This window comes from Streptomyces sp. NPDC127117 (assembly GCF_042677325.1).
Taxonomy (GTDB): Bacteria; Actinomycetota; Actinomycetes; order Streptomycetales; family Streptomycetaceae; genus Streptomyces.
Window position 1 is genome coordinate 182,634 of sequence record NZ_JBHXTM010000008.1, and the last position, 20,772, is coordinate 203,405.

The following is a 20,772-nucleotide window of genomic DNA, read 5'->3' on the forward strand; positions in this document are numbered from 1 at the left end:
ACCGGGGTCAGTACCGGGGGAACGGGGGCTGCGTGACCGTGGTGCCGGGCGCCGGGCGCTCCTTGCGGACGAAGGCTCGGCGCAGCCCGTGGTACGGGTGGTGCGGGTCCGCGAAGATGCGGTGCATGCGGACGAGTTCGGCCTCCCGGTACGTGGCCAGGTCGACCCGGTCCCCCTCCTCCTTCTTCGCGTGGATCCGGGACTGCGTCGCGGGCAGGGCCGCCAGGCGGGTCGCCAGGGCGCCGGCCTCCGAGTCGAACGACCGGGGGGCGCACGGGATCACCCTGTCGACCAGCCCGAGCCGGTGGGCCGCGGTGGAGCTGACCGGCAGGGCGTCCCGCATCAGCCGGCCGGCAGCCGCCGCCCCCACCCGCCGCGGCAGCGTGTACGTCCAGTATTCCGACCCGTACAGCCCCATCAGGCGGTAATGCGGATTGAACACCGCGCCCGCCCTGCACCACACCTCGTCGGCGGCGAGGGCCAGCATCACCCCGCCCGCCGCGGCGTTCCCGGCCAGGGCGGCGACGACGAGCCGGTCCGTGGTGGTCAGCACCGCCTCCACCAGGTCGTCCATGGCATTGATGTTGGCCCAGGACTCGGCGCCGGGATCGGTCGCCGCCTCGATCACGTTGAGGTGGATGCCGTTGGAGAAGAAGTCCCGGCCGCCGCCGACGACCAGCACCGAGGTGGGCCGGGAGCAGGCGAACCGGTAGGCGCACAGCAGGCGTTGGCACTGCTCCGTGCTCATCGCGCCGCCGCGGAAGGAGAACGACAGGAAGCCGGTCCCGGCCTCCTCCCGGTAGCCGATCTCGGACCAGGTGTCGTCGTCCCCGGTGCGGTACAGCGGAGCCGGCCGCTCGGGCACGGCGGACAGCCGCCCGGCCAGAGCCGAGGTGGCGGGGAGCTTGAAGGTGGCCGGTCCGCCCGGCGCCCGCCGTGGCCGCAGCTCGGGGATCCACACCGCGCCGTCGGTGGTCGCCCGGCAGATCGCGCCGTCCCGGGTGGCCACCACGTCCCCCGGAGGCCCGCCCAGTCGGGACTCGGGATATCCGCCGTGCAGGAACCACTCGCCGCCCAGCAACTCGTCGAGTACACCGGGCTGGGAGTCCGCCGCCCTGAGTTTGCGGACCACCGTCGCGGTGGAATCCGACTGCCAGTCGATGCGACGCTGCGACTGGCGGAACAGGGGGCGGCAGCCTTCGCCGGCGCTGGGGATCTGTGGCGCCGGGGTGTGAGTCCCCGACGCGAAGCGTCCGACCGCCAGGAGCACCGCCTCCACGGCGGCGTCCGAGATCTCGTTGCGGTACAGGTCGCTCTTGCCCACCGGGGGCAGTGGACAGGCCACGGACGCCCAGACGTCGCCAGCGTCCATCTCCGCGTTCGCCTGGAGCACGGTGACGCCCCAGTGGTCCGCTCCTTCGTGGACGGCCCAGTCCAGGGAGGAGGGCCCGCGGTCGCCGACCGGCCCCGGATGGACGACGAGACAGGTGTGGACCGACCAGACATCCCTCGGGATCGCGGTCTTCAGGTACGGCGCCACGACAAGGTCCGGGCACTCCCGGCGGACAGCCTCCCGGACCGGGTCTTCCTCGTGCGCGAGCTGCACGGCGACGGAGTGCCCGTGGTCCCTCAGCTCCGCCTGGACACGTTGGGTGAGGCTGTTGAAGGCGCTTGCGACAAGCAGGATGTGCACGGCGATCTCCCGGTGGCTGCGGTCCGTCCTGATCGAGCGTGAGCGCGGGTTCTTGCTCAGCGGGACTCATCGGGCGGGAACATGCCGGGAATTCACTCGAAGCGCACACACCGGACGGCGAGCCGATGCGCCACTGCTCGCCGCATTCACAGCGCCGGGCCGGACCGCCGACTGCGCGCCCACAGCACCAAGGCGAAGGCGATGCAGGCAACCCGCATCGGGTGCGCGGTCACCGACTCCGTTGTCGTCGAGCGCCGACGCGGCGCCTGCGGATCGGAAGACCCAGTCCGGGGTCTCGGCACGCAACTCCGCGGCGCGGCGCGCGAGGTCCGGGCGTTTCCGGGCGCCGATGTCCGGATCGGGTTGGCTCGCTCTGCCGGCCGAGAGCAGAAGACCGCGCCGCGCACGGAGAGCGGGCAGGCGTCGATGTGCGAATCACTCTTGGCCGCGAGGTGTTCCTTGCTCGCGGCCGGGCCGGGTGGCGCGGGTGGCGTAGCCGGTGAGCAGGGCGCTCAGGAGGTCGGTCAGTCTGGGTTCGACGTCGACGATGGAGTGGGACAGCTCCGGGTCGGCTTCGTAGAAGGCGCGCAGTTGTGTGCCGGGCGCGGCCATCTGCCACAGGGCGCCGGCCATCGAGGTGGCGGTCGTCACGACCGCGCGGGCCTGTTCGGTGTCGAAGGGGGTGATCGCGCAGAGCGCGGCGCTGATCTTCTCGACCTCCGCGATCGCGCCGCTCTTGAACGTACGGACGATGTCGGTGGAAACGTTGCGTTCCAGGTTCAGCGGGGTGTGGGCCAGCAGGTCGCAGAAGAGCGGGCGGGCCACCAGCGACTGGGCCAGTGCGGAGGCTATGGACCAGGCGGCCCGGTCCCATTCCCGGCTCCGGACGTCGGGGCACGGTGTGACGGGCTCGAGACGGCCGCGCACATCCGCCGACCAGTCGTGCCAGGCGGTGGCCGCCAGGCGCAGGAAGATGTCCTCGCGCGTCTCGAAGTAGCGCAGCATCGCGGACTTGTGCATGCCGACCTCGTCGGCGATCGCGGTCACGGTCACCTCCCGTACCCCGCTCTCCGTAGCGAGACGGGCCGCCGCCGCGAGGATCACCGCCTCACGGGCGGCCTTGGCCTCCGGGCTGCGGGCGCGCAGGAAATCAGCCTTGGTCATGACCCCACCGTACCGCAACCGTGTTGCGTTAATAGCGCAACCGTGTTTCGGTAGGGGTATGGACGCACACACCTGCACCTGGTTCATCACCGGATCCTCCCGCGGTTTCGGCCGTGCCCTGGCGATCGCCGCTCTTGAGGCCGGTGACAACGTCGTCGCCACGGCGCGCGATCCGCGGCAGCTTGAGGAACTTGTGCGGCAGTACGGAGTCCGCGTCCTGCCCGTCGCGCTCGATGTCACCGACAAGTCGGCAGCCCTGGCGGGCCTGGAGGCGGCAGTCGACCGGTTCGGCAGGGTCGACGTGGTGGTCAACAACGCCGGATACGCCAATGCCTCGGCCATCGGGACCACGCCCGAGGACGACTTCCGCCGTCAGTTCGAAACCAACTTCTGGGGTGTCTACAACGTCTCGACGGCGGCGCTCCCGGTCCTGCGGGCGCAGGGCGGTGGCACGGTCGTGCAGTTCTCCTCCATCGGCGGCCGCGTCGGCGGTACGCCGGGGCTCGGTTCCTACCAGGCGGCCAAGTTCGCCGTGGACGGCTTCACCCGGGTGCTCGCGGCCGAGACAGCGCCGTTCGGCATCACGTACCTGGTCGTGGAGCCGGGCGGCTTCGCCACCGACTGGGCCGGAGCATCGATGCAGGTCCCGGACATCGCACCGGAATACGAGGCAACGGTCGGCCGGACGGTGCGCCTGTTCGGCGACGCGGCCGCCCAGGGAGACCCGCAACGGGCCGGCGAGATCCTGGTACGTGTCGTCAAGCACCCGACCCCGCCCTCCCACCTCGTCATCGGGGCCGGAGCCGTCCGGATGGCACAGGACCACTCGCGCGGCCGGCTGGAGGAAGCAGCGGCCTGGGAGGCCGTGAGCCGTTCCGCGGACTTCGGCCAGGACCCGGCCGACCTGCCCACCCCCACACAGCAGACCGGAACCCGGCCATGACACGGATCAGGCACCAGCAGGCCAGGACGCCACCCCGGAGGTCGCCCGACTCGGCATTCCCGCGCGGCGCACGGAGCGCGGCGAGGAGGCCGCGGTGCCGACCATGCCGGGGCAGACGGATGCGATCAGGATCCCGGCCGCCGGGTCACGCTCGCGGCGTTCGGCGGCGACCGCGCGTACGGCGGCGACCTGCGCCACCTTCGAGGGCACGTTCGGCCGGCGCGGCCGAAGCCGTCTCCTGCGCAGTGCGGTGGTGAACGGCAGAACGGCAGGATTCAACGGCGTATTCGACCTGGCCGAGGCTCCCGCCGTCGAACAGGTGGTGCAGCCGGGGGTCGAGGTGGCCGAGAGCGCCCAGGCTGCCGGTGACCACGAGGGGGCGCCCGTGAGGACGCAGGATCGGGGACATGGCTGCGGTCCTGGCGGGCGACGCCGACGAGAAGTGATGCCTCGGCCTCGGGGATGATCGCCTGGTCCACACCGCGCGAGCGCCCGGGAAGGCTTGCCCCGCCACGCGGCGGACGAGGCTGTCGCCATCACGGTGAGGGTGCCGGTGACGGGCGGTTCGCCCCACGCGGTCGACAGAAAGGGGATCCGTGGCACCTTCTCCGGTCGCGGGCCGACTTACCCGTCGTCGTGCACCGGCTGGACACCGAACCGGCCCGACGTTCCCCTCCGGCCGCGGGGCCCGGCGGCCGGCTGTGCGGGCAGCGCACCGGTTTCGACCCCACGGCGAACAGGGCCCGCCCGTCGCTCGCGCTGCTGCTTCTGTCGCGATCAGGGCCCATCCGGCGGATCATGTGAGTGTTGGGCCGTGGGCTCGTCGATCTGCGTGCCCCCTACGCTGCGCGAAACTGCATTTCCGGACGCATTTGCTAGGGAAAGAACCCAGGCCATGAGTGCTGAACTCCTCGATCTGGCCATCGCCTCCGCCGGCGGTGAAGAACTCTGGGACACAGTGAGTGGCCTGAAGGCCGATGTCTCCATCGACGGTCCGGTCTGGGGGCTGAAGGGCTGGCCACCGGGGACGAGCTTCGATCAGGTTCTGACGATCGACACGGCCAGAGAACACATCGTATTCACTCCGTTCACCCGCCCGGAGTGGAAGATGATCTTCGATGCTGCCACCGACAGCGTCACCGTGCAGACTCTCGACGGCGAACCGGTCGAGACCCTCGCACCCGCCCGCGCCGCCTTCAAGGGAATGCTGCGCAACACCGACTGGGACGCTCCGCATCTCGGCTACTTCCTGGGCTACGCCTGCTGGAACTACTTCACCAGCCCGTTCCTGTTCACGTATCCGGGCGTGCGGACCCGCGAGATCGAACCGTGGCACGAGGCAGGACAGACATGGCGGCGTCTGCAGGTCCGCTTCCCGCCCGACATCGCCACACACAGCCCGGACGCGGTTTTCTACTACGACGCCTTCGGTATGCAACGTCGCATGGACTACGTCGCCGAGGTCAACAACAGCTTCCTCGTCGGCCACTACACCGGGCACCACCAGAATTTCGGCGGGCTGGTCATGCCGACGCGACGACGGATGTTCCGTCGCAACCCCGACAACAGCGTCAACCTCAACTTCCCCTCCATCACGGTCGACGTCCACGGCGTTGAGCTCGTCCGTTCCGACGACGAACAGGTACGGCCATGACCACGGACAGCACCTTCATCGACCACCCCGCCCGGCGGCTGGTCGTGACGCTCCCGCGTCCCTACGACGCGGCGTGCGAGCACTTCGAGACCGTCGTCCCGGAGGCTGATCTCCACCGCTTCTACCAATTGGGCTCCTGGGAAGCCACGCTCGAACTCGCCGAGATCAACGGCCCCCACGGGTTCATGCGTTACTACCGCAGCGACGTCTGTGCCCTCATGGCCGGTTCGCAGTCCCTCTGGAAGGCCACTCAGTACCTCATGGGCGACCACACCATCGCCGAACGCGCTTTCCGCGAGGACGCGTCGGCCGTGCTGCACGCACCACTGCCCTCCCTGATCTACGCCGACCCCGACGGCGACACCAAATTCGCTGTCGACCGGCCCAGCCTGCTGTTCGACAGCTACGGCAACCCGCAAATCGGCGCGGTCGGCCGCGAACTCGACGCACGCCTGGCCCGGCTGATCACGATCCTCGGCGGCGACGTACCGCCCCAGCTGTGACCGGCCTGCCCAACCTCGGTCGCGTACCGAGTCGTTGCTCGATGTGAGGGAACGACGCCCGGCAGATGTTCGGAAGCCATGCAGATCGCCCGGGGCCAGGCAGGGCCGGCCGTCGGCGCGTCCAGTTCCGGGGAACTTCCGAACGAGGGCGGCCGGGGGGTGACGAGCATCACACGCAAAGGTTCGAACTTCGTTGCCTGCCCTGCATCTAGTCGGCGTCGGTCACCGGGCGGCTGGGGAGAATCCCCCCTTCTCAGCCTCCCCTTCGCTGACGGGCTCCACTTCCGCACGACCACATGAACCCTGCGGCTTGCCCTGAGGGTGCACTGAAAGAAGGAGTAAGCCGATCGTGAGCAACAATTCGGAAGCAAGGAACGTCGTTCTCGTCCACGGCGGGTTCGTCGACGGATCGGGCTGGAAAGGGGTCTACGACCTGCTGAGCGCGGACGGCTACAACGTGAGCGTCGTTCAGAACCCGACGCTCTCGCTCGAAGGTGACGTCGCCGCGACGAACCTGGTTCTCGACGCGCAGGACGGACCGACCGTGCTGGTCGGGCACTCCTATGGCGGCGCGGTGATCTCGGAGGCGGGCAACCACGAGAGTGTGAGCTCGCTCGTGTACATCGCGGCGTTCGCGCCCGACAAGGGCGAGTCCGTGAACACACTGATCGCCGACCCGCCGCCCGGCGCTCCCGTTCCGCCGATCCTGCCGCCGACCGGCGGGTTCCTGTTCCTCGACCGGGAGAAGTTCGCGGCGTCCTTCGCCGGTGACCTGCCCACCGACGAGGCGCGGTTCCTGGCCGACTCGCAGGTGCCGTGGGGACTGGAAGCCCTGGGCGGGGTGGTCGGCCGACCGGCCTGGAACACGAAGCCCAGCTTCTATCTGGTCGCCGCCGACGACCGGATGATCCCGCCTCCGGCCCAGCGCGCGATGGCCGAGCGTGCCGGTGCGACGGTGACCGAGATCAGCGGCAGCCACGCCGTGTACGTGTCCGAGCCCGGCGAGGTCGCCGCGATCATCAGGAGGGCCGCTTCGCGATCCGCCTCGTGAGAAGACACCGCAACCGGGTGCGGGTCCTGCTCGCCGCGGCCACCGCCACCTCGGTGGCGGCCACGTTCCTGGTCCTCGCGGAGCTGAGTCAGAAGCACCCGGTCTCGCCCAGGTGTGCGGAGCCTCGCGCACGTTGTTGATCAGCCACCCGCGGGCCGTCACATGCCTGATCGAGGACGCGTCCCTCACCACCGGGAAGTGTCGGCCCGCAGCTCCCGCGCCCCGTGCGGATCCCGCGCTCCCCGCGAGGTCCGCGCGGGGTCCGGCAAGGAGGACCGTACGGGGATCCATACCGTCCGACCTGGACGGCTGCTATCCGCGCAACGACCCCGATCCGCTGCCCAGGGAGGGCAGAGGCACTGGCTCACCTGTGCCGACGGCGTGGAACAGGTCCAGGACCGGCTGCCGTTCCATCCCCTCGTCGTCCCACCGCATCAGGAACCGCAGCGGGACGGTGACCTGCCGGGCCTCCTCGCGAAGGGAGTCGGGCACGAAGGTCCGGCCGAAGAAGGCGGCGGCCGAAATGCGCGGCTCTGCCACCGCCGGCCGCATACCGATGGCGATCATCCCGTCGTATCCGGCCGGCCGACGATCTCGGGCAGCGAAAGGCGGGCATCCAAGGTGGTCCGCCATTCCGGGACTGCCTTTTCGACCAGAGGGACGATGAAGGCGTCGACGATCTCGTCGACCGGCTCGCCGGCCCGCATCGCTTGCCGTGGATCGGTGCGGAACTGCCCGTCGGCAGCGGAACGGTGCCGGTCACCACACCCGGGGGCGGCGCTCCCGGACGACCTGTCGCCCGACCGCGTCCCCGGAGGGTGCGCCCATGTCGATCCCGCGTTCACGGGTACCACCTCCTCGTTCTCTCGCACGGCCTTCGGGAACGCAGCAGTGGCGCAGTGATCCGCCGATCGGGTTTCCGCGGAGACACCAGGCACGCCGCGAAGGCGGCCACGCTCAGCCGGCGAGATCCAACGCACCGGGCAGTAAGGTCACGTACCTCACGCGGCGTATGTCTTCCGGCAGAGGTCATGGGCCTGACGTGGAAGCTCTACTCTTCGTGTGCACCGCCGAGCGGGAGAAGGAGCACTCCGTCTCCCGCCCCGAACATGGTTCGCGACATGTCGCCCGGAGGCGTTCGGACATGCTGCCCTTCAAATCGCCCACGGACGAGAGCCTCACCCGCAGGGCCCAGGTCGGCGAGACCGCAGCCCTCGGTCTGCTGCTTGCCCGCCATCAGGCGCCGATGCGCGCGGTGGCGCTGAGCCTGCTCGGCCACGGCCCCGACGCACAGGACGCGGTCCAGGAAGCCGCGCTGACCGCGCTGCGACGCATCGGCGACGTACGCGATCCGGCAGCCGTGGGTGCGTGGCTACGGGCGGTGGTACGCAACCACGCCCGCATGCGCCTGCGGGCCACAGGGGAGACACCCGGCCTGGACGGACTCGACCACCGGTACCTGAGCGACCGCGAAGCATCGCGACCGGAACAACTCATCGAGCAGCACGCGATGCGCGACTGGATCTGGGGCGCACTTGAGGAACTGCCGCCGCAGCTCCGGCTGGTGCTCATGCTCCGGCACTTCAGTGGTATCACCTCCTACCAGGACATGGCCGATGCGTGCGAAGTGCCGGTCGGGACAGTGCGCAGCCGGCTCAACCAGGCCAGAGGGAAGATCGCCCAGGTGCTGCTGTCGACCGCCACGCAGGGGCACGACGACGCCTCCGCGGTCACCGAGAAGAGCAGGCAGGAGGCCGTGGCGACGCTGAAGGCGTGGGAGAGCGGCGGGCTGCCCCGGGAGATCTCCGAGCTGTGGCCGGCGGAGTCCGAAATGATCGGTCGACTCGGCCGGCCGGGCGAGCGTGTCCACCCCGTCCCGGTCATGCGCCACTACCTGGAGGACGGCGTACGCCAGCACCTGCGTCATGTGGTGGCCGGCCGGGACATCGGCATCTGGGAAATGGACGTCACACACGATGGTGCCGTCCACATCTGCCCGCCGTCCCTCACCTGGCTCATGTTCCGCGCGGACGGGCGTGTCCAGAGGCTCCGGGTGGTCTTTCCGAGGCCGCCGCAGGCAGGGGTACTGCCCGCGGGCGGAACCACGGCCCGAAGTTCCGCACGGATGATTGAGCCCAAAGGCGCGTAGCCGTAAACCGCAGGCGAGTGGTGGCAGACGTCGTTGCCATCGCTCGCCCGGCGCGTGCGAGGCGTGCCCCCCGTTCTGGGCGGTCGGCGGAAACCACGTGACGCGTGCTCGGCGACTCGGAGGACCGCTCGGCCGGGGCCCGGCTGCGGAATAGCCTTGAGTCTCCAGTGAGTGGAGACAGCAGAGTTGGGGACATGGACGTTACGACCCTCTACTCGATCGGGGAGCTTTCCCGGCGGACGGGATTGCCCGTGAGGACCATCCGGTTCTACTCCGATTCGGGGGTGGTGGCGCCGACCACCCGGAGTCCCGCCGGATACCGGCTCTACGACCTCGACGCACTGCTCCGTCTGGAACTACTGCGCACACTGCGCGAGCTGGGCATCGACCTGGCCACGATTCGACGGGTACTGGACCGCGAGCTGTCGGTGGCGGAGGCCGCCGCGGCGCACGCCGACGCCTTGGACGTCCAGATCCGGGTGCTGCAACTGCGTCGGAGCGTTCTGCGAGTCGTGGCCGGACGCGGGTCCGATCCCGAGGAGACCAAGCTCATGCACAGGCTCACGCAGTTGTCCGGCGAGGAACGCCGACGTCTGATCGACGATTTCATGGACGCCACCTTCGGTACAGCGGATGCCGACCCAGCCGCGGTGGCCATGGTCCGCGCTGCCACTCCCGACCTCCCGGATGACCCGTCCAGCGAGCAGGTCACCGCGTGGCTGGAGCTCGCCGAGCTGGTCGGTGACGAGGATTTCCGGGCCTGTATGCGCCGGACGGCCGAGTGCCAGGCCGCCGGGCGCCCGCTCGCGATCGAGAGCGAGGCCGGCGAGGAACTGATGGAGTTCACCCGCCAGAAGGTGGCCGAGGCCGTGGAATCGGGCATCGACCCGCTCAGTGACAGGGCCGCACCCGTCATCGATGACGTCGTACACCGTTTCGCCGAGGTGTTCGCGCGCACCCCCGACAAGGAATTCCGGGACTGGATGGCCCAACGGTTCGAAACGGCGCACGATCCCGGAGTGGACCGGTACTGGCGACTGGTCTGGATCGTCAACGGCTGGCAGGTGGTGCCGAACCTGATCCCGGTGTACCCCTGGCTCGTCCAGGCCCTGCGAAATGACCGCGACGCGTAGTCACCGCAGTGGAGGCCGCCCCGGAATGTGAACGAGTCCAGCAGGCGGTCTGCGGGGTGCTTCGCGCATGCCGGACATCGCGTACATCGGCCTCACGGTAGTGGTGTTCGCCCTCATCGGACTGGCCGCCAAGGGGGTCGGACGCCTGTGAGCGTGGAGAACATCGTCGGCCTGGCCGTGGCCGCGTGCCTCGTGATCTACCTGGTCATCTGCCTGATCTTCCCCGAGAGGTTCTAGGAGAAATCCCGGATGAACGACACCTTCGCGGGCTGGCTCCAGGTGCTCGCCCTGGTGGTTGCGCTAGGTCTCTCATTTCGCCCGCTGGGCGGCTACACGGCCCGTGTCCTGACCGCTGATCACCATTGGCGGGTTGAGCGCTTGATCTACCGGGCAGGCGGAGTGAACGGCGACGCCGACCAGAAGTGGCCGGTCCACCTGCGGAGCGTCCTTGCCTTCTCCGCCGTATCGGTGCTGTTCCTGTACGCGTTTCTGCGCCTGCAGAACCATCTCCTGCTGTCCCTGGGAATGAAGCCGGTTTCCACGGACCAGTCTTTCAACACCGCGGCATCCTTCGTCACCAATACCAACTGGCAGTCGTATTCCGGTGAGTCGACGATGGGGGGCACGTGGTCCAGATGGGCGGGCCTCACGGTACAGAACTTCCTCTCCGCCGCCGTGGGTATCGCCGTCATCGCCGCACGTCCATACCCGGCGACGGAGATGTGGTCGAAGGCATCGCGAGCGTCGACGAATCAGCCATCACGGGCGAGTCGGCGCCGGTGATCCGCGAGTCCGGCGGCGACCGGTCGGCCGTAACGGGCGGTACCAAAGTTCTCTCGGACCGGATCGTCGTGAAGATCACTTCCAAGCCGGGGGAAACCTTCATCGACCGGGTGATCGCACTCGTGGAGGGGGCCGCCCGGCAGAAGACTCCGAACGAGATCGCGCTCAACATCCTGCTGGCATCCCTCACGATCATCTTCCTGATCGCAGTGGCGACCCTGCAGCCTTTCGCCGTCTTCGCCGGGGCGGAGCAGGCCATCGTCGTCCTTGTCTCCCTCGTGGTGGCCCTCATCCCCACAACGATCGGGGCGCTGCTCTCGGCGATCGGCATCGCGGGCATGGACCGGCTCGTGCAGCGCAACGTGCTGGCGATGTCCGGGCGTGCGGTGGAGGCCGCGGGCGACGTCAACACCCTCCTCCTCGACAAGACCGGCACCATCACCCTCGGCAACCGCCAGGCCGCCGAGTTCCTGCCGGCCCTCAGCTTCAGGGTGAGGGCCCCCGCCTGGAGCCGGCTCATGTCGAGCAGGTTGTCCACCAACCGGCTCGGACGGGCCATGGACTCCTCGGCCGTCGCCAGCAGCTCACCCCGGTCCTCCTCACTGAAATCGACCTCGGTGCTGCGCAGGGAGCTGATGGCGGCCCAGCCGGCGGCCAGCGGGGTGCGCAGGTCGTGGCTGACAGCGGCGAGCAGTGCCGTACGCATCCGGTCGGCAGCCCTCACGGGCTCCACCTCGGCGGCGGCCTCGGCGAGGCGCGCGTTCGAGGGCAGCGGCGACATGAGCGGTGAACGCCATCAGAACTCGCAGCTCGGACGCCGGCAGAGTGCGGCCCCGCAGCACCAGGTGGGCGTCAGGACCGACCGGTACGTGGATGGCGTCGTCGTCCGTCGCCGGCTGCGCGAGCAGTTCGGCCGAGGTCATCGAGAAGGTCTCTCGCGTACGTTCGAGCAGCGCCGGGATCGCCTGGTCCCCGCGGATGATGGACCCGGCCAGCGAGGACAGCGTCTCCGCCTCGGCAGTGGCACTGGCGGCGCGGCGCGACAGCCGCAACGACCGGTCGGCAACCGCGGCCACAGTGGCTGCGACGATCGCGAATACCAACAGCGCCAGGATGTTGTTGGGCTCGGCGATGGTGAACTCTCCGATCGGCGGTATGAACCAGTAGTTGAGCAGCAGGGACGCCGTCACCGATGCGACGAGCGCGGACACCACTCCGCCGACACAGGCCACCCCGACCACCACCACGAGGAACAGCAGGGCCTCGCTCGTCAGGTTGAGGCTCGCCCGGGTGTTGTCCAGCAGGAACGTGAGAGCTACCGGAAGGAACAGGCCCGACACCGGCCCCGCGATGAGCCGCGCGGTTGGCAGGGTGCGCCGTCGCGACGGCAGGAGCCGGCCTCCGCCGGCACGCTCGTGGGCGACCATGTGCACGTCGATGTCCTGCGACAGTTCGACGATCGTCTCGCCGATGCCCCGGCCTGGGAGGAGCCGATCCAGCCGCTTCCGCCTGCTGGTGCCCGGTACCAGCTGCGTGGCGTTCTCGGCATGTGCGAACTCCGTGAGCGCGGTGGCCACATCGTCGCCCACGACGGAGTGGTAGCTGCCACCGAGGCTCTCTACGAGCGCCCGCTGGTGGGCGAGCGAAGCCGATGAAGCACCGCCGTCAGCCCGTCGCTGCGCACGGTGTGCACGGCCAGCAAGTCACCGCCCGCGCTGCGGTCGGCGATCCGGGCCGCGCGACGGATGAGCGTCTCGCCCTCGGCGCCGCCGGTGAGGGCCACCACGACTCGCTCACGCGTCTCCCAGACGCGTCCTATGCCGTGTTCGGAGCGGTACCTCTGCAGCGTTTCGTCGACTCGTCCCGCCACCCACAGCAGGGCCAACTCTCGTAGTGCGGTGAGGTTTCCGGGACGGAAGTAGTTGGACAGCGCGGCGTCGATCTCCTCCGGTGCGTAGATGTTTCCGTGCGCCATCCGCCGGCGCAGCGCCTCGGCCGGCATGTCGACGAGTTCGATCTGATCGGCGCGGCGCACCACCTCGTCGGGGACGGTCTCCCGCTGCGGCACATCGGTGATCCTCTCGACGACGTCGTTGAGGGATTCCAGGTGCTGGATGTTGACGGCGGTGACGACATCGATGCCGGCGGCGAGGATCTCCTCGATGTCCTGCCAGCGCTTGGTGTGCCGTCCGCCGGGCACGTTGGTGTGAGCGAGTTCGTCGACGAGTGCCACTTGAGGGCGTCGGCGCAGCAGCGCATCGAGGTCCAACTCGCCGAACTCCGCGCCCCGGTGGAAGCGTGCGACAGGAGGAAGGACCTCCAGGCCCTTGAGCCGCTCCTCGGTGAGCGGTCGCTGGTGGCATTCCACGGTGGCAGCTACGACATCGATGCCCCGCCGTGCTCTGCGGTGTGCCTCGTCGAGCATCCGGTAGGTCTTGCCGACACCGGGGGCAGCCCCGAGGAAGACCTTGAGCCGTCCCCGTCCCACATCCGATTCCGTCACGGCACGCGCCTCGTCCCGCCGCACGCACGCCTTGTCACGGGGGCCTCCCTGTGCGGCCGGGCGACGGGTGCTGCTGATCAGGATCGGCCGTGAGCGGCGGATGAGGGGCCGGGCGCGGCCACCTTGACGTGATTCTGATGCCAGGCCCGGGTTTCAGCGGTGGCCGCAGCCGCCGATCTCGGTTGCATTCGGGGATCGCCGAGCCGAGTGGAGACGCTGAGCGGCTTCCGCGATCGGCTGCCGCAGTTTGGCGGTCGGCATGACCTGCGTACTGCTTGTGTAAAAATTACTTGACGGCCACGCAGAAATGCTGCACGGGCAATGTGGAGGTCTCTGCTCACGGTCGATTTTCCTGTCCGGTTCGCTGTTTCCACTTCCACATAGTTGCATGCGGAATATTTCCTTCAGTTGTCCGGATGGCGGCCGCCGGCTCCTTGGAAATCAAACTCTCCTGGCCTCCCATCTGCGCATGCATGCAAATCAGCCAAGTGGTGGCCGAGGTCGGTTTGCATGTTCGGCACTCTTCGGCAAGTCTTACCTGGGTAAAGAGTTCCCCTTTTTCAATGCGTCGGCCCATGCTTTGTGAGCCTTATACGCATCAGTGGTGCTATTGCAGGATGGAGCGCCGGTAGATTGTGGCCTAAGCAACTTTTCTTGACAGGTCGCGACGTTGTAACCTTGCCGCGGAAAACTCGATCATCATTCAGAAGTTTTTCGATTGGGGGACGCGTGAGGTATGAGGTTCTCGGTCCGTTACGTGTCGTAACCGATAATGGCGCCTTCTCGATTGGTGCCCGAAAGTCCGAAACGGTGCTTCTTACTCTGCTCGCCCGTTTCGACCAAGTTGTGTCGGTCGGTCAACTTGTCGACGAGATCTGGGGTGTCAGCGCTCCCCGCAGGGCGAACGCGGCATTGCATGTCCATGTGTCACAACTGCGAAAGTTGCTCAGACGTGGAAAATCGACAGAGAGTCCGATCGTCACCCGCTCCCCGGGGTATGTACTCGACCTCGGGCCCGATGAGCTCGACCTGCTGGACTTTCAGCAACTACTGCGCACGGGGAAAGCCCATCAGCGTGCCGGTGAGCATGAGGAGGCGGTCGACGACCTGAAGGCAGCGCTTGATCTGTGGCGCGGGCCCGCACACGGCGCACCCGTGACGGGCCCCATCATCAGCGGTTTCTCGGCCTGGCTCGCCGAAAATCGCCTTGAGTGCATCGACGCCCTGGTGGAGTCCACCCTCGCGCTCGGCAACTACAGCGACGTGATCGGCTTTCTTTACACCATGATCGCGGAGCAGCCGTTGCACGAAATGTTTTACCACCAGCTCATGATCGCCCTGCACCGTTCCGGTAGGCGGGCTGACGCGCTGCGAGTGTACCAGACCGCAAGGGGCGTGCTACGGGGCGAGTTGGGACTCGAACCGTGCCAGTCCTTGCGTACCTTGCACGCCGCGATCCTCGTCGAGAGCGAGGTGGGGCCACTCGTCCACTGAGCTGAATCCTGTGTGAGGGGCCGTCAGCGCTGACGGCCCCTCACACGGTTCGGCCGGCACGGCCTAGGTCACGGTGTGTGGCGGGCCAGTTCGCCACTGAGGTAGTCGACGAGGGCGGCCGAGGTCGGGTAGTCGAACATGGCCTCAAGCGGCACGGTCAGCCCGGTTGCCGCGCACAGCCGGTTGCGCAACTCCAGTGCGGTGAGCGACGAGAAGCCGACCTCCATGAACGCCGCAGCCGGGTCGAGGCCGGTTGCGGAATCGTGCCCGAGTACCTCGGCCGCGTGCCGCAGCACCAAGTCGAGCACGATCCCGTCGCGTGCCTCCGGTGGCACCCCGGCGAGCTGCTCGCGGAGCGCCGCGCCGTCGTCGTCCACATCGGACTGCGGGGTCACCACTGCCGGTTCCGGCCGGGTACGGGCGCGCCAGTCGGCCAAGGCGGTCAGCACAACCGAGACGGACTGCCGGTCGACACCCTCCTGCTGATCACCCAGCAGGTCGAGCAGGGCATCCGGATCGCCCGCGTCGACCGCCGCCCAGAACCGCCGCTCGGCCGGAGTACCCGAGCCGGCCGCGTCCAGCCAGTAGCGCACCCGGCGGAAGGCGTACGTCGGCAGGGGAACCGGGCGGCCACCCGCGTGCACCGAGGCCAGGTCGACCCGGACGCCGGAGGCGTACAGCTCGCCGAGTGCGCCCAGCACCGCCCGGGTCTCCGTGCGGTCGGGCCGCATGGCCGGCGTGACGACCGCGTCGTCGGCGGGCTCCGGCAGGGACTCCCTGATCATCGGCACCAGCGCCGCGCTCGGGCCGATCTCGACGTACCGGCGTACCCCGAGGGCGTGCGTGGACGCGATGCCGTCGGCGAACCGGACAGTGGTGCGCACCTGGTTGACCCAGTAGTCGACCGAACCGAGTTCGGCGTCGCTCGCGAGCTCGCCGGTCACGTTCGACACCACCGGCAGCTGTGCCGGCCGGAACACCACCTTCGTCAGCGCGGTGCGGAACTCGTCGAGGGCCCCATCCATGTGGTGGGAGTGGAAGGCGTGGCTGACCCGCAGGCGGGTGACTTTCCTCCCGTCGGCCCGCCACCGCCGCGCCAGCGCGAGCACGGCCGCCGAGTCACCGGAAACGACCGTCGACAGCGGCCCGTTGACTGCCGCGACGGAGATCGAGGCGGGTTCCTCGGTGTCCGCGATCGATGCGGCGATCTCGGCCTCGCTCGCCCGGATCGCCACCATGGCCCCGCCACCACGGGCCCCGGCCATCGCCCGGCCACGCGCGGCGACCACGGCGGAAGCGTCGGCGAGGTCGAGCACCCCGGCGACGTGAGCGGCGACCAGTTCGCCGATGGAGTGACCGATCAGGTAGTCCGGCCGGACCCCGAAGGACTCCAGGAGCCGGTACAGCGCGACCTCCACGGCGAACAACGCCGCCTGGGTGAAGTCGGTGCGGTCGAGGAGTTCGGAGCCGGGGTCCAACAGCACCTCGCGCAGCGGCCGGTCGAGGTGCGGGTCGAGGTGCTCGCAGGCCTCGCCGAGAGCCTTGGCGAACACCGGGAAGCGCTCGGCGAGCTCGCGCCCCATTCCGGCGCGCTGGCTGCCCTGCCCCGAGAACACCATCGCCGTGCCCCTGGCACCGCGCCTGCCGAGGATCACATTGGGCGCGATCGTGCCCTCGGCGAGCGACCCGAGCCCGTCCAGCAGTTCGGCGTGGTCCGCCCCGACGATCACGGCACGCCGGTCGAACGTCGCGCGGGTGGCTGCCAGTGACCAGGCCACATCCGCGGGTTCCAGCCCGGGGTTCGCCAGCACGTGATCGCGGAGCCTGCCGGCCTGGGCACGCAGCGAGGTGGTGTCGCGTGCGGAGAGCGGCCAGGCCACCGAGGGCAGGTCGCACCCACCGGCCGGGCCCTGCGCCGACGGCGCCTCCTCCAGGATCACGTGCGCGTTCGTGCCGCTGATCCCGAACGAGGAGATCCCGGCACGGCGCGGGCGGTCGGTGGCCGGCCAGTCCTCCTGCTCGGTCAGCAGCGACACCGCACCGGCCGACCAGTCGACCATCGGGCTCGGCTCGTCGACGTGCAGCGTTCTCGGCAGCACCGACCGCCGCAGCGCCAGCACCATCTTGATCACACCGGCCACACCGGCGGCCGCCTGGGCGTGGCCGATGTTGGACTTGATGGAGCCGAGGCGCACCGGGGCGGTCCGGTCACGCCCGTAGGTGGCCAGGATCGCCTGCGCCTCGACCGGGTCACCGAGCGGTGTGCCGGTACCGTGCGCCTCCACGGCGTCCACATCGGACGCCGAGAGGCCGGCGTCGGCGAGCGCGGCGCGGATGACCCGCTGCTGCGACGGCCCGTTCGGTGCGGTGAGGCCGTTGCTCGCACCGTCGGAGTTGACCGCCGATCCGCGCAGCACCGCGAGTACCCGATGGCCGTTGCGTTGCGCGTCGGAAAGCCGCTCCAGCACGACCAGCCCGGCGCCCTCGCCGAAACCGACGCCGTCGGCCCCTGCGGCGAACGACCGGCACCGGCCGTCCGGGGAGAGCCCGCGCTGCCGGCTGAACTCGGTGAACACACCCGGTGTGGACAGGACCGTCACCCCTCCGGCCACGGCGAGCGAACACTCGTCGGCGCGCAGCGCCCGCATGGCGAGGTGCAGTGCGACCAGCGACGAGGAGCACGCGGTGTCCACACTGACGGTCGGCCCCTCGAAGCCGAAGGTGTAGGCGACCCGGCCCGAGGCCACGCTGGCCGCCGCGCCGTTGCCGACGAATCCCTCGACCTCGGGTGGCACGGTGCCCAACCGGGTCGCGTGCTCGCTGTACATCAGCCCGGCGAACACACCGGTGCTGCTGCCCCGCAGCGTCGTCGGATCGATCCCCGCGTCCTCCAGCGCCTCCCAGGTGATCTCCAGCAGGATCCGCTGCTGCGGGTCGGTCGCCAGTGCCTCACGGGGAGCCAGGCCGAAGAAGTCGGCGTCGAAGTCGGTTGCGTCGTGCAGGAATCCGCCACGGCGGGTGTACGAGGTGCCGGGATGGTCGGGATCGGGATGGTGCAGCTCGTCGACCGGCCAGCCGCGGTCGGTCGGGAACTCGGTGATCGCGTCCACCCCGTCGTCGAGCACGCGCCACAGGTCGGCGGGCCCGCGCACGTTCCCCGGGTAGCGGCAGCTCATCCCCACGATCGCGACCGGCTCGGTGCGCCTGGCGAGCTCACCGCGCGCCTCGTGCAGCTCGGCGGTCGTCCACCGCAGGTAGTCGATCAGCTTGTCGGCGTCTGTCATACGCGGTCTCCTCCGGTGGCCGACCGGCCGAGCTCCCGGTCGATGAATTCGAAGAGTTCGGCCGCGTCCGCGGCGCTGATCCTGTCTGCGATGCCGGTCAGTTCCTCTGTGGCGTCGTCCGGTCCGGCCTGCGCCGGGATCAGCTCGGCCACCAGGTGCGCGGTGAGCGCGGCGGGTGTCGGATGGTCGAACACGACGGTTGCCGGGAGCCGCAGCCCGGTGGCCGAGCTGATCCGGTTGCGCAGCTCGACCGAGGTGAGCGAGTCGAAGCCGAGGTCGCGGAACGCCTGGTCCCGGTCGAGGTCGTGACCGGACGGGTGCCCGAGTACCTCGGCCACCGTGGCCAGCACCAGCACCGCAAGACCTTCCGGCGTGCGGTCCCGCAGCACGGGGGACACCCGGTTGGCCGGAGACCCGGTCCTGACCAGGCTGCGCAGTACGGCAGGTACGTCGTCGGCCGGGCGGCCGCGCAGCGCGGCGGGGTTCAACCACGCCGGCACCAGAACGGGGTCGGCGCGGTTCAGCGCCGCGTCGAACGCGGCCAGCGCGGCGCCGGTGGGCATGGGCACCAGAACACCGCCGGTACGGGCGGACTCGTTCATGCCACCCGCCTCGTCCCACAGCCCCCATGCCAGCGCGGTGGCGGGCAGGCCGGCGGCGTGCCGGTGCTGGGCGAGACCGTCGAGGTAGGCGTTGGCCGCGGCGTAGTTGGCCTGCCCCGCACTGCCCACGGTCGCGGCGACGGAGGAGAACAGCACGAACGCCGTGAGCCGGCGGTCGCGAGTCAGCTCGTGCAGGTGCCGGGCGGCTTCCGCCTTCGGTGTCCACACCGCGTCGAACGCATCGGCGGTGAGGGTTTCCAGAGTGGCGTCGGCCAGTACGCCGGCCGCGTGCACGATGGTGTCCGGCTCGGCCTCTGCCAGCACCTCGGCCAGCGCCGCGCGGTCGCCGACGTCGCAGGCCACCAGCTCGGCGACCGGGCCGAGCTCGGCGAGCAGCTGCTGGGCGCCGGGGGCCTCGGGTCCGCGACGGGACACCAGGACCAGTCGCCGCACGTCGTGTTCGGTGGCGAGGTGCCGGGCGAGTGCCTTCCCGATGGCTCCGGTCGCCCCGGTCAGCAGGACGGTGCCGAGTGCCGGGCGGTGACTCTCGTTCACCGGCAACCTGGCCAGCCGGGGGACGAACGCGGTGCCCTCGCGCAGCGCGGCCTGCGACTCGCCTCCGGCCACCGTGGCGGCCAGTGCGTCTGCGCTCGCCCGGTCGGTGTCCACGAGCACCAGACGGTCCGGGTGTTCGGCCTGGGCACTGCGGACCAGGCCCCACACGGCAGCCTCGTCGGGGTCGACCTCCTCGCCGGGGTTGACCGCGACCGCACTGCTCGTCGCGACGAGTACCCGCGTGTCGGTGGCGATCGCGGTACGGAGGACGTCGAGGACCGACTTCGGGTCGCGGAGCTCGTGGTGCTCGCGGGCGCCGAGCGCTTCGGCCGCCCACTGCGGTCCGATCACCGTCCAGTGCCCGGCAACCGCCGCGGCCTCCTGCGTCACCGGGCGCCACTCCACCCGGAACACCGGCTCCGGAGCGCCTGCCCCGGGCTGCCTGAGAGCCAAGGACTCCACGGTCAGCACGGCCGCTCCGCTGGGGTCGGTCGCGGTCAGTGAGACCGCGTCGGTCCCGGTGGGGGACAGGCGTACCCGCAGTGCCGTTGCGCCACGGCGGTGCAGGCGGACCCCGCTCCAGGCGAACGGGATACGCGGCTGGGCCGCGTCCACCGCCAGGACGTGCAGTGCGGCGTCGAGCAGCGCCGGGTGGACGCCGTATCCGGGATCCTCGGGGAGCTCGACCTCCGCGTACAGGTCCTCGCCCGCCCGCCAGGCGGCCCGCAATCCCTGGAATGTCCTGCCGTACCGGTATCCGAGCTCGGCGAGGTTCGGGTAGATGTCCTCGATGTCCAGTGGCACGGCGTCGGGTGGCCAGGGGAGGGCGGCCGGCGGGAGTTCACGGTCGCTGAGGGTTCCGCTCGCGTGCTGGGTCCACTCACCTTCGTGGCGGGCGTGGACGGTCACGTTCGTGCCGTCGACGACGACCTGGAGCTCCACGGCCGTGTCGAGCGACAGCGGCGTGTCGAGCGTGAGTTCCTCGACCGTTCGGCCGGTGTGCAGAGCGAGGTCGAGCAACGCGGTGCCGGGCATCAGGGCCATGCCCTGGATCACGTGGTCACTGCTCCAGGGATGCAGGTGGTCGGCAACCCGACCGCTGTGGACCGTCGATCCCGCTGCGAGGTCGACCTTGGAGGTGAGAAGCGGGTGCTCGCCTCCGGTCCGGTTGAGCCAGTGGCGTTGGTGTTGGAAGGGGTAGGTGGGGAGTTCGGTGTGTGGGGTGTGGGGGTGGGTGTGGGTGTGTGGGGTGTGGGGTTGG

The 20,772-nt window shown here is 69.7% G+C and carries 16 protein-coding genes and 3 pseudogenes; 11 read left to right on the forward strand and 8 right to left on the reverse strand.

The genetic code is table 11. The features are described 5' to 3' along the window. Nucleotides 1-7 precede the first annotated feature (7 nt). Together ACFVH0_RS10475 and ACFVH0_RS10480 are read right to left on the reverse strand one after the other, a co-directional pair. Nucleotides 8-1,693: a hydrogenase maturation protein gene (locus tag ACFVH0_RS10475; RefSeq protein ID WP_385819181.1), complete on the reverse strand. Its 1,686-nt coding sequence runs from the start codon at nt 1,691-1,693 to the stop codon at nt 8-10. 435 nt (nt 1,694-2,128) lie between these two features. Next, entirely contained in the window at nt 2,129-2,857 is a 729-nt protein-coding gene (locus ACFVH0_RS10480) for a TetR family transcriptional regulator (RefSeq protein ID WP_385819182.1), read from the reverse strand. Between the two features lie 58 nt (nt 2,858-2,915). Between ACFVH0_RS10480 and ACFVH0_RS10485 the strand changes: the two genes are divergently transcribed. Then, nucleotides 2,916-3,800 (forward strand): SDR family NAD(P)-dependent oxidoreductase, encoded by an 885-nt coding sequence (locus ACFVH0_RS10485; protein ID WP_385819183.1) that lies wholly within the window; start codon nt 2,916-2,918, stop codon nt 3,798-3,800. 6 nt (nt 3,801-3,806) lie between these two features. On the opposite strand, the gene ACFVH0_RS10490 is transcribed toward ACFVH0_RS10485, so the two are convergent. Further along, on the reverse strand, nt 3,807-4,079 hold the full coding sequence (locus tag ACFVH0_RS10490) for a hypothetical protein (RefSeq protein WP_385819184.1): 273 nt from the start codon (nt 4,077-4,079) through the stop codon (nt 3,807-3,809). Between the two features lie 535 nt (nt 4,080-4,614). On the opposite strand from ACFVH0_RS10490, the gene ACFVH0_RS10495 reads away from it, so the two are divergent. The 4 genes from ACFVH0_RS10495 (at nt 4,615) to ACFVH0_RS10510 (ending at nt 7,148) form a co-directional block, all read left to right on the forward strand. Further along, on the forward strand, nt 4,615-5,454 hold the full coding sequence (locus tag ACFVH0_RS10495) for a hypothetical protein (RefSeq protein WP_385819185.1): 840 nt from the start codon (nt 4,615-4,617) through the stop codon (nt 5,452-5,454). Beyond that, nucleotides 5,451-5,957, forward strand: coding sequence for a hypothetical protein (locus tag ACFVH0_RS10500; RefSeq protein ID WP_385819186.1), 507 nt, complete (start codon nt 5,451-5,453; stop codon nt 5,955-5,957). Before ACFVH0_RS10495 ends, ACFVH0_RS10500 begins: the two co-directional genes overlap by 4 nt. Before the next feature lie 349 nt (nt 5,958-6,306). Next, nucleotides 6,307-7,008 carry an alpha/beta fold hydrolase gene (locus tag ACFVH0_RS10505; RefSeq protein ID WP_385819187.1) on the forward strand — a complete coding sequence of 234 codons (702 nt, stop codon included), beginning with the start codon at nt 6,307-6,309 and terminating at the stop codon, nt 7,006-7,008. Further along, nucleotides 7,005-7,148: a hypothetical protein gene (locus ACFVH0_RS10510; protein WP_385819188.1), complete on the forward strand. Its 144-nt coding sequence runs from the start codon at nt 7,005-7,007 to the stop codon at nt 7,146-7,148. The genes ACFVH0_RS10505 and ACFVH0_RS10510 overlap by 4 nt, the downstream gene beginning before the upstream one ends. Nucleotides 7,149-7,320: 172 nt before the next feature. On the opposite strand, the gene ACFVH0_RS10515 is transcribed toward ACFVH0_RS10510, so the two are convergent. Then, nucleotides 7,321-7,575, reverse strand: a complete 255-nt coding sequence (locus tag ACFVH0_RS10515; protein ID WP_385819189.1) for a hypothetical protein — start codon at nt 7,573-7,575, stop codon at nt 7,321-7,323. Beyond that, nucleotides 7,572-7,715 (reverse strand): hypothetical protein, encoded by a 144-nt coding sequence (locus tag ACFVH0_RS10520; RefSeq protein WP_385819190.1) that lies wholly within the window; start codon nt 7,713-7,715, stop codon nt 7,572-7,574. The genes ACFVH0_RS10515 and ACFVH0_RS10520 overlap by 4 nt, the downstream gene beginning before the upstream one ends. Before the next feature lie 437 nt (nt 7,716-8,152). Between ACFVH0_RS10520 and ACFVH0_RS10525 the strand changes: the two genes are divergently transcribed. From ACFVH0_RS10525 to ACFVH0_RS10545, 5 genes and pseudogenes are all read left to right on the forward strand, one after another. Continuing rightward, nucleotides 8,153-9,157 carry an RNA polymerase sigma factor gene (locus ACFVH0_RS10525; RefSeq protein WP_385819191.1) on the forward strand — a complete coding sequence of 335 codons (1,005 nt, stop codon included), beginning with the start codon at nt 8,153-8,155 and terminating at the stop codon, nt 9,155-9,157. 194 nt (nt 9,158-9,351) lie between these two features. Continuing rightward, the gene (locus ACFVH0_RS10530; protein ID WP_385819192.1) at nt 9,352-10,290 is read left to right on the forward strand and encodes a MerR family transcriptional regulator; all 939 of its coding nucleotides are present in this window, start codon (nt 9,352-9,354) and stop codon (nt 10,288-10,290) included. 147 nt (nt 10,291-10,437) lie between these two features. After that, nucleotides 10,438-10,527 (forward strand): K(+)-transporting ATPase subunit F, encoded by a 90-nt coding sequence (gene kdpF, locus ACFVH0_RS10535; RefSeq protein ID WP_385819193.1) that lies wholly within the window; start codon nt 10,438-10,440, stop codon nt 10,525-10,527. A gap of 12 nt (nt 10,528-10,539) precedes the next feature. Further along, nucleotides 10,540-10,989 (forward strand): annotated as a pseudogene (locus ACFVH0_RS10540) (potassium-transporting ATPase subunit KdpA); the annotation flags it as partial. Nucleotides 10,990-10,994: 5 nt separating this feature from the next. Beyond that, nucleotides 10,995-11,550, forward strand: a pseudogene (locus ACFVH0_RS10545) (HAD-IC family P-type ATPase); the annotation flags it as partial. On the opposite strand, the pseudogene ACFVH0_RS10550 reads toward ACFVH0_RS10545, so the two are convergent. Continuing rightward, nucleotides 11,549-13,576 (reverse strand): annotated as a pseudogene (locus ACFVH0_RS10550) (DUF4118 domain-containing protein); the annotation flags it as partial. The pseudogenes ACFVH0_RS10545 and ACFVH0_RS10550 sit on opposite strands and share 2 nt — an antisense overlap. 810 nt (nt 13,577-14,386) lie before the next feature. Between ACFVH0_RS10550 and ACFVH0_RS10555 the strand changes: the two are divergent. Beyond that, nucleotides 14,387-15,070 carry a BTAD domain-containing putative transcriptional regulator gene (locus tag ACFVH0_RS10555; protein WP_385819194.1) on the forward strand — a complete coding sequence of 228 codons (684 nt, stop codon included), beginning with the start codon at nt 14,387-14,389 and terminating at the stop codon, nt 15,068-15,070. A gap of 68 nt (nt 15,071-15,138) precedes the next feature. On the opposite strand, the gene ACFVH0_RS10560 is transcribed toward ACFVH0_RS10555, so the two are convergent. Beyond that, entirely contained in the window at nt 15,139-18,354 is a 3,216-nt protein-coding gene (locus tag ACFVH0_RS10560; protein ID WP_385819195.1) for a type I polyketide synthase, read from the reverse strand. Further along, nucleotides 18,351-20,772, reverse strand: a 2,422-nt coding sequence (locus tag ACFVH0_RS10565) for a type I polyketide synthase (protein WP_385819196.1), incomplete at its 5' end; no start/stop codon positions are given. The genes ACFVH0_RS10560 and ACFVH0_RS10565, both read right to left, overlap by 4 nt.